This is a genomic window from Acinetobacter sp. I-MWF, from assembly GCF_025433935.1.
Lineage (GTDB): Bacteria > Pseudomonadota > Gammaproteobacteria > Pseudomonadales > Moraxellaceae > Acinetobacter > Acinetobacter guillouiae.
The window spans coordinates 2,608,930-2,621,770 of the sequence record NZ_JAMBAR010000001.1 but is presented as its reverse complement, the minus strand read 5'-3'; the positions used below and the strand labels follow the sequence as shown (position 1 = coordinate 2,621,770).

Here is a 12,841-nt window from a genome sequence, read left to right as displayed (position 1 = left end):
AAACTGCAATTTATTGCGGTTTTTTCGTTTCTGCTTCGTCATATAACTTAGAACACATGAAAACACAGATTATTTTAACTGAATGAAGTTAATGATTATCATTTAACCTTGGGTGATTAGAGAATGTCTCAATCTTTATATCATAATGCAATAAAGCCAGTTGCAATGGCTGTTGCAATCGCACTGTCTATGAGTGCAATCAGTATCCAAACGCATGCCAATAACACTTCACCTGTTGGCTTTTATCAAGTGCAAAGTGGTTCATTGACTCAAGCATTAAATAGCTTGGCACAGCAAGCTAATGTATCGTTGTTACTCGATCCAGCAAAAACCAATCGTTATCGGGTAAAGACGCTTAAGGGTAAGTATCGCCTAGATCAGGCTTTTGCATTATTGGTGCAGAATACCCCATTTCAGATTCAAAAAACTTCAGCAGGCTATCTACTTATTGAAAAGCCTGTTGCTACACAAATGCCTGTAGTCAATACAGCAAACATTGCAACGGAAAAAACAGCAACAGGAAAAACAGCAACATCAACCACAAATGCTGAAAACCAAATTTATCAAATGACCCCGATTGTGGTCGAAGCAGTAAAAAAAGACACCATACAATTTGGTCAGAGCGTACTCAATCAAAAAGCGATTGATCGTTATCAGGCCAATAATGTAGCGCAATTGCTCGATCATATGCCCAGTGTAGGTTCAGCAGGATCTCCACGTCCGGGAGGGCAAACGATTAATATTCTCGGTATGGGTGGGGTCGCCGATGTGCCAATCACCTTGGATGATTCAGTTAAAACCTTTGATAAATATCGACAAGGTTCAGTCTTTATTGAACCTGAGATTTTAAAGAAAATCACTGTGGATAAAGGGCCGCATAACGTTGAAGTCGGAAATGGTGGCTTTGGTGGTAAGGTCACACTAGAAACTAAAGATGCCACTGATTTACTAGATGATGGTAAAAATATTGGCGCATTCTTAAAATATTCACGTTTTTCCAACAACAGCCAAAATACCTATACTGGCGCTGTATATGGTAAAGCCGACAATGGGCTGGTCGATGGTTTGTTTTATTATACCAACCGAGACAGCGGAAATGTAAAGCGACCTGATGGCAGTGAGTTTTTATATTCTGGACAAGAGCAAGAAACCTATTTAGCCAAACTGAACTTTTACCCTGCCGATGGTCACAAAATTTCTTTAAACGCCATGCGCAGTGGGCATGAAGGCTGGGAGCCTTTTGCAGCCATGCGTGATCAAGATGCAGTACCGACTGAAGCTGATATTGCCAAATATGGCTATGACGAGGCTTGGAAACGCCGTTTGGTTGACCGTGATCAGGAAGATACCAGTTATTCTGCAAGTTATGAATTCAATCCTGATGCTAACCCATATCTAAATTTAAAAGCCGTCGCATCCTACTCCAAAACCTATCAGCATGATCTACGCTTGCCAAGTGTAACGGGTTCAGCGGCACTGTTAGGTAATGAAAGCTGGGTAACCTATACCAATACAGCATTAAAAATGAGTAATATCAGTGATTTTGAAACAAAACTGGGCACGCATAAATTAAAGGTTGGCGCGCAATACCAGAAAATGGAACAAAACTCGCTGATTTATGATAAAAACAATGCCAAAAAGCCAGATTATAATTTTGGTTATTATGAACCGAACTATATGCCTGCTGGCGATCAACAAATGCTGAGTGCATTTATTGAAGATCAATATCAGATTAACAATTTCGTCATTACCCCATCGCTCCGTTATGATCATATTGAAAATAACGGCAAGCCAAATCGTGCATCACGATTTAATGATCCAGCAGCAGGGCATGATTATTCCAGTAAAACCTATACGGGATGGTCGCCACGTTTGGCAATGTCTTGGAAACAGGCCGACTATATGACATGGTTTGCAAATGTCAGTAAAACATGGCGTGCACCTCGTGTAGATGAACAATATTATGTGCAATCTGCAGCAACCTCTGTTCCCTCGACCAGTCGTTATTTACTGCCTGAAAAAATGTTGGCGATTCGTGTCGGAAATGAGATGAATTTTGACGATGTGTTTAGTGATGAAGACCATCTGCAAGTACGTTTAACTTATCATCATAATCGCGGGGGCGATGAGATATTTCGTAATCGCTCAACATTTTGTAAAGCACAAGCAGAAAACAATGCCAATACAGGAAAAGGCAGTATAGCCGACTGTAAAGGCAATTATGATCATGGTTTTTATCGTAATGTGACTGATTACACCATCAAAGCCTATGAAGTCGAAGCTTTCTATAATCAGCCGACTTGGTTTGCAGGTTTAACCTATTCCTATATTCGCGGGCAACGTGATAATTCCCCTGTAAATCCGTGGTTTGATCAAAAAACATGGATGACCAATATTCCGCCGAAAAAAGCCACAGCGACTTTAGGGGTAAATGTGCCTGAACATCATTTAACTATGGGGTGGAGAGGGATATTTGTTGCTGAGCAAGATCGAAGCCTTTCAGATAATGATAAGTCGATCGCGGCATCTTCATTTTCATTACCCAAAACTAAAGGCTATTCACTACATAGCGTTTATGCCGACTGGCAGCCAATTGGTGCAAAAGGGCCGACGCTGAATTTTTCGATTGATAATTTATTTAATCGTGATTACAAAATGTATTTGGGTGAGTATATGACAGGTACAGGTCGAGATTATAAGGTGAGTATTTCGCAGAAATTTTAATGCGTTTATGTTCAATATTCGACATAGCGAGAAGTCAATTTGATTTAAGGATTAGGTTTATACACATTTACTTCCTATAAATTAAAAGGCTTTTTACATTATTTAATCATAGACGGAGTAGCTATCGCATGGCGACAAGGATGTCGCCCATTATTTGTGAAAATGCAGGGGTATAATGCGTACCCCTCGCTCAACATGAGCAAGAACAAAGCACTGATTTGTTCTTAGCGCAAGATTTGGCATCCCCTACGAAAAGAGCGGCATCGCGTACACAAAATATGTATAAACGCTTGATGTAAGATGAAGCAGTGATGATTTTGCATATTAATGTACCGCCTATTCCTGTTCCCAACGTACCACTACGACTATTAGCAATCTTTTTAAATAATATTGGGCTTCAATGGGATAGGCTGAGATAAAGTGCGATTGGTTTTCAAAAAGTTTTCATCTGATGAAATTATTTGCTTGGTTGAAATTACTAATAATCTGTTATACAAATAAGGCTCAAACAAGTAAGTTCAACGATAATGAGGATAAATCAAAGTAACAAATGGGAAAATACAAATATTTTAAAATAAAAACGATTAAAGACGAGGATGGTGAAGACTGGGATGTTTATGAAGAACAAAAATCTTCAACAGGCATTATGATTTATCAGGGATGGCCCTATGCCTTAACGCCAAGAGATGGCATAGGTGGTACATTTTCATTTATCTTAACACCTGAAATTGCAGAATTTATTAAAATACATTCGATTACTGAGACTATGCAACAACTTGGTTTAAGTAATGGTATTGTTGCTAAATTCAGACGGAGGCTTAACATTCAAAACAAAGTTATCTATCGCAATGATCAATGGCTTTTAGAGCATCAAGATGAATTATTACATGACAGTTTTGAAACGTTAAAGAGTAAGTATGGTTTAAATCGGAATCAGGTCTATCGGCATAAGGAATGGTTATCAAAACTTATTGAAATACCAATCGGGGAAAAAATTAGAAAAAATCCATCTGATGAATTACGTGAAAGATGGTTTGTTGAAAATAAACTAAAAATGTTACATCTTTCAGTACAGGAAATTGCCATTGAATATAATATTAGTCTTTATATTGCCAAAAAAGCTTACAACCGTATACGAGATGAATTGGGTGAATTAAATTTCTCTGATGAATTTAAAAATAGTAAACAAATTCAACATCAATGGTTACTTGATCACCAAGATCAATTATTAAATCATAGTAAATCTATTGCAGAATTGGCTGTACACTTTCAAAAAACGGAAGGGCAAATCCGAAGAGCCAGAGCGAAATTACGAGAAATTTTAAAAATGCCAAAAGTGAAAGACCAAAATCAAACTTGGTTATTCGCAAATCACAATATTCTTCTTGATTTAACACTTAGTAAAGAAGAAGCCGCAAAAAAATTAAATATTGAACCAAGCCAAGTCTATAGAAAACGTGGTGCACTTAAAAAGCTACTCAATATCCCTCATCATAATGATGTGGTTCAAGCATGGCGATTAGATAACCAGGAAGTTTTGCTCTCTCTGCATCTAACGATACCTGAAATTGCCAAAATACTAGATCGAAGTGAAAAGTACATTGTTAAAAACAGAATGATTTTAAGAAATTTTTTAGGTATCACTAAACAGGACCAAAAAAATGAATGGGTACTTGATCATCGGCATGATTTAGAAACCCTCAGTATTGAGAAGCTACAAGAAGAATATAATATTGGTCCGCATGTAGTAAAATCCTACAAAAAGCTTTTAATCGAATTGAAACAAAATGAAAACGAATAGTATTTGAGCATAAATATCTATTCTGCTAATATTTCCCTATTAATAATAAGGTTATAAATAAAAATGTTAGATAATATTTTTGGTATTTTAGATAAGTTAGGCTTCGGAACACAAAAACGTGCCATCAATGCACAATTTTCAAATTCACAGCTCAATTCTCAAATTATGTTGCAACGCATTGATGGCTTTCATGGCATCAATGAAGGATTATCCGCAGAACTGATCTGCCTATCAACGAACCCATTCATAGAGTTAAAACAATTCATTGGTTGCCAAGTCGCTATTGATCAGGTAACTGATTCAGGAAAGTTATTTAGAACGACTGGCATTATTACTGGTGCTTCACAGGGACAATCTGACGGAGCCTTGAGTCTATATCGATTGACGATGCAAGACCCAACAAGTTTATGGCATAAACGACGCAATAGTCGTGTGTTTATGAATAAGAATGTTGTTGAAATTATTGAAGTAATTTTCAAAGAATGGCAGTCTAAAAGTGCTCTATTTGCTTCAAGCCTAAAATTAGATACTAGTGGTCTAACTAAGTCTTATGATATCCGTCCATTCTCAATGCAGTCGAACGAAAGCGACTATGCATATTTAACTAGATTAATGCGTGAAGAATCAATCAATTGGTTGATTGATGAGTCTAAATATATCGTTTCAAGTAGCAACGAAAGCATTGAACCACAAAAGCTTAGAGTAATTGATGATAACAATCAATTTAAAGCAATTGAACGCCGAAGCATACGCTATCATAGGTCGAATGCAACAGAGCAGTATGACAGCATCACCAGCTTTATCGCACAACGAAGCTTACAGCCTACAGCCATCCACTTACAGCGTTGGCAAGCTGATAGTTTAAGTCAAGAAGATGCCAGTGGATCAGTACTCAGTACTCATAAACACAGTTCAAATAGAGACAATGAAAGTCTGAGCCTAGAACAAGCATGGACCATCTCCCCTGCATGGATCGGTGATCTCAAAGGTGAAGATCAGGCAACAAAATCAGGCAATAGCCAATTAGAAAAGATTAACAAGCAACTGAACCAATATCAGGCCTTACAATCCAAATACTTTACAGTACAAAGTAGTGTACGAGATACCCAAGTCGGGTATTGGTTTCAACTTGTAGATCATCCTGAACTTGAGAAAAATCATAGTTTGAATGAGAGAGAGTTCTTAATACTCAATAAACGCTATTACAATCGGAATAACCTCCCGAAAGACATGAAAGATCAACTAGAAAAGTTGCTTACGCTGAGTCATTGGGACAATAGTAAAGACAGTGAGCAAGAACGCCAAGCCAATGAATTGATGGTCGTGCGTCGAAGTATTGCTGTAGTGCCCGAATACGATCCGTTAGAACACCGACCTGTAGCCCATGTACAACGAGCAAAAGTCACTACGGACGGTGAAGAAATTCATGTAGACGAATGGGGACGTATCAAAGTTCGTTTCCTGTTCACACGTACAGATGACCATAGTCATGATGGTGGTGCAGGTTCAAATGATAATGATGCAGACTCGGCTTGGGTTGATGTACTTACCCCTTGGGCTGGTGAGGGTTATGGTGCACGTTTCTTACCGCGTAAAGATGAAATTGTGGTGATTGATTTTTTTGACGGAAATATAGATCGCCCATTCGTAACTGGTCGAATCCATGAAGCACAACGGAATCCAACTAAGTTTGATATAAAAGGACAATTACCTGATACTAAAAAACTGAGTGGTATTCGATCAAAAGAGGTTTCAGGGGAAGGCTTTGGGCAGCTTAGATTTGATGATACAACTGGGCAACTCAGTACACAGCTACAATCCAGCCATGGTGCGAGTCAGTTAAATTTAGGGAATTTAAGTCATCCTAAAGAAAAGGCTGAGAGTGACGGTCGTGGTGAAGGGTTTGAGTTAAGGACAGATCAGTGGGGGAGTATACGTGCGCCTAAAGGGATTTTGATCACAACGGAAATAGATACTAACGCCAGTGGAAATCAACTTGATCGAACTAATTTACAACAGAATATTGAGAGATTTTTAGATACAAATTCAGCAATAAAAGATGCAGCAAAAGGACATCAAACAACCGAACCTGAATTAGAACTTCAAGAATCTCTAAAAAATGAACTTCCATATTGGAATGCGTCAGATAAAACGCCTTTTATTGCAATTGATGCTAAAGATTCAATTATCCTTGACGCAGATAAAGGTATTGTTGCACAAGCTAAAGAAAATATAGATATTAGTTCTGAGCGTAATGTTCAAATTTTTTCAGGTAGAGGTTTGTTTGCCAATGTACTTGATAAAATTTCACTCTTTGCTAAAGCGGCAGGCATTAAAATTAAAGCTGGGCAAGGTCCTGTAGAAATAGAAGCACAAGCGGACACAATGAAAATTGCTTCACAAGAGTTAATGCATATATATGCAATCAATGATTTTGTTAAAGTTGAGAGTGGCAAAGGCATTCTATTTGCAGCAGGTGGTGGTTATATCAAAATTGAGGGCGGCAATATAGATATTGTTTGCCCTGGGACAATGTCTTTAAAAGCTGGGCAAATACGAACTATGTCAGGGAGTAATTTAAGTACAGATTTAGCTGCAATGCCACAACTTCAAATGGATTATGATGAACAATTCATTGTTAGAAACCGTGCTGGTTTAATTCAACCCAATACCAAATATAAAATCACTACTGAGGATGGAAAAACCATTACAGGTGTGACTGATGCTGAAGGAAAAACACAGAAAGTTACGATGCTATCAATGGGTAAAGCAGTTTTAGAAATTTTGGATAACTAATGATAAATACATTTTTAAAATCATTAATTTTTGTCAGTACTATTTGTATTTCTTGTTGGAGCAATGCCACTAGTACTATCGAGGGTAACTTGAATTCTTTAGATAAAAAGCAACAATGGTGTACAGGTCGATATTCTTTTGAAATACCGAAAAACCATGAAATTATTGGTGTTACTGATAAATATGATTCATTTGTGATTGAAAGTGAATTGGCAACTTACATTGATTTTCTTAATTCAATTCAAGTAACCCACAAAGAATATACTGTTGGTAATAGCGTAATTATCAAAGAAACAGAAACCCCTAAAGAATCAAAACAAAAGCTTACTAAAATTATCTGGGGGGATATAGATAAAAGCACAAATAAAGGCTTAACACATGTGATTGCATTTGTCTTAGACAAAGGTATTTTATTCAAAATTAAAGGTAGCTATTCAGAAGCTTACAAAGATGAAAGTTTTGAGTCGATCAATAATGTTGTGACTAATTTAACAGCTCGTAATAATAATACCATTCCAATAGAAAAAGGCGTGTGTATATTAAATGGCTTTATTAAAGACAATGGTGATAAATATAGATTTAGCAGACAGATAATTTCCTTTCAATATAACAATTTGCCTTCTCTACGTTTGGCGTTCACTGTAGAGGCTACATATAAAGCTGAGCAAAATATTATCAGTTCAGTAACCAGCAAGTTAGAGAAACAAGGTGTCTTACAATCTTTTCTATCGAGTTTTAAATTAATTCGTAAAGGAGAAAAAAATCAAAACAACACTTCAAACCCATTAAAAGGGGTTGAACTGGTTGTTGAAGCACCTATGAAAGGTAAAAGTGGGATTGATGCAACGTGGGAACATACAGGTACTGCTAAAAATTCTAATGATCCGACAATCGTATTCTTGCTTGATTCAGCTTATAACGACAGAATTACTAAAACTTCTAGCCTTTCTGAGAAGGACGCTTTGAAGCTATATGATTATACATTAAATTCTATTAAAAAATTTCAGGAGTAATTTATGTCATTTGAACATAATGCTTATAAATCTGAAGGTGAAATCAAATTTACTTCAAATACTACACCAAGTACGACACCTACATTATGCTCAGTTACTAAAGGTCCCAAATATGTTTGCCCCGTTATTTTTATTCCCGGAATTATGGGTTCGAATATTATTCACAACAACGGTGATGAAGTGTGGTTTCCACCAAATGGATTAAGTGCTGTTGGCGCCTTAATTTATGGTATTTTTAGAACAGCAAAGGCAAGACAAGAACAACTAGATCCTCTCGAAACAAGTGTAAGTAATAATGGTGACATAAATATTAAAAAAAAGCTTTTACCTGGATTCACTGAAGAAAAAGCCAGACTTAGAGGTTGGGGCACAGTTTGGTGGACCGGTTATGGAAAGATATTAATGTATCTTGAAAACCATCTAAACCAGTCTCTAGTTGAGTCAAAAGGTGATAAAAAACTTTTTCAAGGGGGTGAAGAATGGAAATTATTCACCCAGGTTGGTGAAGAAGCTGATAATACAAAAGGTGCTAATTTAAGTAAAAAATGGGGTTCCGATTCAAATTTAGAATTGCTATCTAGAGAAATGCATAGTGAGCTGGCAGATTATGCATTTCCTGTTTTTGCGCTTGGATATAATTGGCTCCAATCTAATGAGGATTCCGCTATTGATGTTCAAAAAAGATTAATTAATAAAGTCAAACCACAAGCAATGAAAGAATATCCTTGTGCCGAATTTAAGAAATTCATCATTGTTACTCATAGTATGGGGGGGCTTGTAACACGCTCTCTGATTCAAAAAGAAATCAATTCAGATATTCTTGGTGTAGTTCATGGTGTTATGCCTGCTTCAGGTGCTCCAGCGGTTTATCAACGTCTATCAAATGGATGGGATGGTAAAGCTACTACAGGAAGCATAATCGACTCAATTAGTGCTTTAATTTTTGGCCATAACTCAGCACGATTGATGTCTGTTCTTGGGAATGCTCCCGGTGCGCTAGAATTATTGCCTTTTGGTAATTTTAGAAACGATCAAGGTGGAACTGAATGGTTGAGAATGAAAACGCAAAATTTAGTTGGTAATACTATTTTGGCAAATGTACCAAAAACCACCGATCCGTATAATGAAATTTACATGAACCGTGATGTTTGGTGGCGAATGATCAATGAAGATGGGCTTGATCCAGCTAATATGCTAGGAGAAAGAATGGCAATTGAGAATAAATCAGATGTTTTTTCTTTTTATGAAGATAATATTTTGAAAGTCAAGCGTTTCCATGAGGTTATTTCAGATTCTTATCACGAAAATTGTTATGCTCATTATGGAAATGATGAAAACTTCAAAGCATTTAGTGAGGTGACATGGACTTCTGAGACTCGAATGAATGTAAATAGTGAAAATGATCTTTTATTATTCAATGGTACAAATGACCCGATTCCTGAGGGTAAAAAACATTTCACACCTATAGCTGAAGGGAAAAATTCAACCAAGCCACCAGTTAACAAAAATTATAAGTGGTTATTTAGTAAGGATGGTAAGCGTTATATTAGTGATGGCAAGAATGATATAAATGGTAATTTTAGTAAAAAAATTTGCTTTAATATTGCCGTTAAACCTACATCTAATGGCGATGGAACTGTTTGTAGTGAATCTGCCAAAGATGTAACAAGGGAGCGTAAAGGTGTCAAGTTAAAACAAACATTTGCTATAAATGGTTATTCTCATGCAGATAGCTATAACCATATCGATGTTCAACAAAATACTTTGTATTGTATTGCTAAGGTTTTGCTTAACACCACCAAGAAAGAAAACTCTGGATCTTCACAAAATTATGAAACTGAACTTGCATAAAAGGCATCTAAACATGAAATCAAAAATTCAATACCATCTATTATCTTTGCAAATATTTTTACTTATGTCCCCATTGTTTTTAGTGGGATGTGAATCTATGGTTCGAAGAATTTATAGGTACTAATATCAAAGGGCAGAAAGCTTTTCCAAGTTGACTGCCTAGAGTTTTCGGTACGCCAAATGAGATAAATCAACCCCAAACTCATCATCAAAACATTCGTGGTGCAGAGTATTATTTAAAATCTCATGGGGTCGCTCATGCTTAAAACCTCATTTAGAAATCATTGATAACTTAAGAGTGAAAGGCAAGTATAAAGTTAGAACAACAATGAACTTTGTCCAAAATTAAATGACTGTATAGGGCTACCAGTAAAAAATTATCCAGTCAAAAAAGCAAATTGCCATAACGATTCCTGCTTATTCATAACCTATTTCCGTGCAATCAGCACATCAACTGGGGCAATAGGAAATTGCACATTCTCGATCGTTTCAATGTGCTGACAACTCAGTTGTTTTAAGCTGCGATAAATATCGTCCTTTTGTGGAACGTAATTGCCTTGCATACGCATATTGAGATAATAGCTTTGAATGCCTGCATCATATTGAGATGGGTCAATTTCTGCATGACAACAAATCAATACACCATTGGGTGATAGAGCTGTAAGCAGTCTTTGTAAAATTAAAGCATAGTCACCAACAAAATGTAGTACAGAAGAACACCAAATAATGTCGTATTGAGGTTGAGGTTTTAAAGTTTGAAAGTCCAGAGTTTGAAAGTCTAAGCTTTGCAAGTCAGCAGCTAAACAATGTAAGCGTTGGTGTGCTGGATGGTTTGCTAAAGTGGGACGAATTGCCTCGATGACATGCGGAAGTTCTAAAAGGGTGCATTCAAGTTGAGTAAACTTTTCAGCCAAATGCATTGCAATCCGTCCAGCGCCAGCACCGACATCAAGAAAATGTCTTGCTGTTTTAAATTCACGGACTACGTCAGAAAGCACATCTGCAATGTGAACTGTGACAGCGTTTTGTTCTTGGGCAATTTGTATTTGAGCTGCTTGTGCCCATGCAGATCCGATCGTTTCTGGTGTTCGAGATTGGGCTTGAAAATCACGAGAAAAAGACACAGAAAGTTGACCAGCAACAGACTGAATCACTTGTTGCCGATATAACAGAGCATCAGCGCAATACTGATCTGATATCGGATCAAAGTAGTCTTTAAGTGCTGGTTTAATACGATAAAGCATAGCCTGTCTGGTTGGGTCAAACTGGGTATCTAACAGCTGTAAACTTGCCAAGAGCTGTAACAGATAATCGGTATTTTGAGGATGCAAAGCATGTTTATCTGCCAATACCGTGGCATCTTCAAATTGAAATAATGATGCAAAGAGTTTTTTTTCAATTGAAAAATCTAAGGCTTGTGCCTGTATTTGTGACAGGTAAATTTGCCAAATGGAATGTAAAGGATGAGGTTGAGTCAGTATGTGTACAGCCTGATTTAGAGAAAGATTCATTAAAATCACCTTTTAAAATTGCATATGGAATCCCGAGAACATTCAGTCTAGACATTCGATCCAAAGATACGATATGATGACTCAATAAATGAGAATGATTATTATTTATTATATGCGGATTATAGAAAATACTATGCGAAGTGATGTTTTCAGCTAGATGGAGTATTGAGTGATGACACAATTACATCATCGTGTGCGGGTTGATGTAGCGCGTTCGGTTCAAGAGATCTCTTCACGGCAACAATGTATTGGCTTGCCTGAAGATTTTGGTTATTGCTATGCAGACACTTTACAGATTGAAGATGGATTGTTGATTAACCAATTACATTATTGCCCTCAATATGCATTAGAAGAAGAAACCCAAGCAACACACCCAAACCCCGTGATGGTATTGACGGTTGGATTACAAGGGTGCTCAAAATATCAGAGTAAAAATGCAGAGCAGCTCAGTTTTAAAGCGGAGCATATCAGTATCAACACTTTTCCATCCATTGAAGGAATACGTCACTATCAAAAACAACAGACGGTTTCTCAGCTTCGCTTGATTATGACTTCGGAATTTTTGAGTAAATATCTAAGCTCACAACAGCTCAAGGCATTATTTCTCCCAAACCATATCAACCCAATCGCTTTTCAGCCTGTTTCAAGGACCTGTAAAGTCCATGCTTGTGCATTGGCGCATTCTCTCGTACAGCGCAACAACCAACCACAACATCGCTTACAACAACATATTCATGCACTGAGTTTGTTATCAGAACAGTTGCCGTTCATTGCGCCTGATGAATCAGCAGTCTCATCTGCAAACTTGAGTATGCAGGATGTGCAAAATTTGGAAAAAGCCAAAGCTTTAATGATCAATCAATTAGATCAAGCATTGACGATGCAGTATATCGCCAGTGTGATCGGTATGAATGTATATAAATTCAAAGCCTGTTTTACCAAGCTTTATGGGGTCAGTCCGACTGAATATTTATTGCAGTTGAGGATGAGAAAAGCCCATAGCTTACTTGAGTCAGGTTTACACGTGGCTCAAGTGGCGTGGCAGGTGGGCTATCAATATCCCAATAATTTTACAGTTGCGTTTACTCGTTTTTATGGCAAATCACCCAAAGCATTATTTGCAAAAAATAAATCTAAATGACATG

7 protein-coding genes are annotated in these 12,841 nt (G+C 37.1%); 6 read left to right on the top strand and 1 reads right to left on the bottom strand.

Translation table 11 applies throughout. The annotated features are described in order from the left end of the window. Window positions 1–123 precede the first annotated feature (123 nt). The 5 genes from M2R48_RS12150 (at window position 124) to M2R48_RS12130 (ending at window position 10,185) form a co-directional block, all read left to right on the top strand. A complete protein-coding gene (locus M2R48_RS12150; RefSeq protein WP_262086292.1) occupies window positions 124–2,724 on the top strand; it encodes a TonB-dependent hemoglobin/transferrin/lactoferrin family receptor in 2,601 nt (866 codons plus the stop codon). A 550-nt stretch (window positions 2,725–3,274) separates the two neighbouring features. Then, window positions 3,275–4,525 carry a hypothetical protein gene (locus tag M2R48_RS12145; RefSeq protein ID WP_262086291.1) on the top strand — a complete coding sequence of 417 codons (1,251 nt, stop codon included), beginning with the start codon at window positions 3,275–3,277 and terminating at the stop codon, window positions 4,523–4,525. Between the two features lie 63 nt (window positions 4,526–4,588). Next, window positions 4,589–7,321: a type VI secretion system Vgr family protein gene (locus M2R48_RS12140; RefSeq protein ID WP_262086290.1), complete on the top strand. Its 2,733-nt coding sequence runs from the start codon at window positions 4,589–4,591 to the stop codon at window positions 7,319–7,321. A gap of 89 nt (window positions 7,322–7,410) precedes the next feature. Beyond that, complete coding sequence (locus tag M2R48_RS12135; RefSeq protein ID WP_262086289.1) at window positions 7,411–8,334, top strand: T6SS immunity protein Tli4 family protein; 924 nt, start codon at window positions 7,411–7,413, stop codon at window positions 8,332–8,334. A gap of 3 nt (window positions 8,335–8,337) precedes the next feature. Next, on the top strand, window positions 8,338–10,185 hold the full coding sequence (locus M2R48_RS12130) for an esterase/lipase family protein (protein WP_262086288.1): 1,848 nt from the start codon (window positions 8,338–8,340) through the stop codon (window positions 10,183–10,185). A 428-nt stretch (window positions 10,186–10,613) separates the two neighbouring features. Here the strand turns inward: M2R48_RS12130 and M2R48_RS12125 are convergent, their stop codons facing one another. Then, a complete protein-coding gene (locus M2R48_RS12125) occupies window positions 10,614–11,696 on the bottom strand; it encodes a class I SAM-dependent methyltransferase (protein ID WP_262086287.1) in 1,083 nt (360 codons plus the stop codon). Window positions 11,697–11,868: 172 nt separating this feature from the next. Between M2R48_RS12125 and M2R48_RS12120 the strand changes: the two genes are divergently transcribed. Further along, window positions 11,869–12,837, top strand: a complete 969-nt coding sequence (locus tag M2R48_RS12120; RefSeq protein WP_262086286.1) for a helix-turn-helix domain-containing protein — start codon at window positions 11,869–11,871, stop codon at window positions 12,835–12,837. Window positions 12,838–12,841 lie beyond the last annotated feature (4 nt).

What these genes read in the sequence shown, in the direction of transcription:
- M2R48_RS12150 (WP_262086292.1), top strand. Translation starts at nt 124, where the DNA reads ATGTCTCAATCTTTATATCATAATGCAATAAAGCCAGTTGCAATGGCT.
- M2R48_RS12145 (WP_262086291.1), top strand. Translation starts at nt 3,275, where the DNA reads ATGGGAAAATACAAATATTTTAAAATAAAAACGATTAAAGACGAGGAT.
- M2R48_RS12140 (WP_262086290.1), top strand. Translation starts at nt 4,589, where the DNA reads ATGTTAGATAATATTTTTGGTATTTTAGATAAGTTAGGCTTCGGAACA.
- M2R48_RS12130 (WP_262086288.1), top strand. Translation starts at nt 8,338, where the DNA reads ATGTCATTTGAACATAATGCTTATAAATCTGAAGGTGAAATCAAATTT.
- M2R48_RS12125 (WP_262086287.1), bottom strand. Translation starts at nt 11,696, where the DNA reads ATGAATCTTTCTCTAAATCAGGCTGTACACATACTGACTCAACCTCAT.
- M2R48_RS12120 (WP_262086286.1), top strand. Translation starts at nt 11,869, where the DNA reads ATGACACAATTACATCATCGTGTGCGGGTTGATGTAGCGCGTTCGGTT.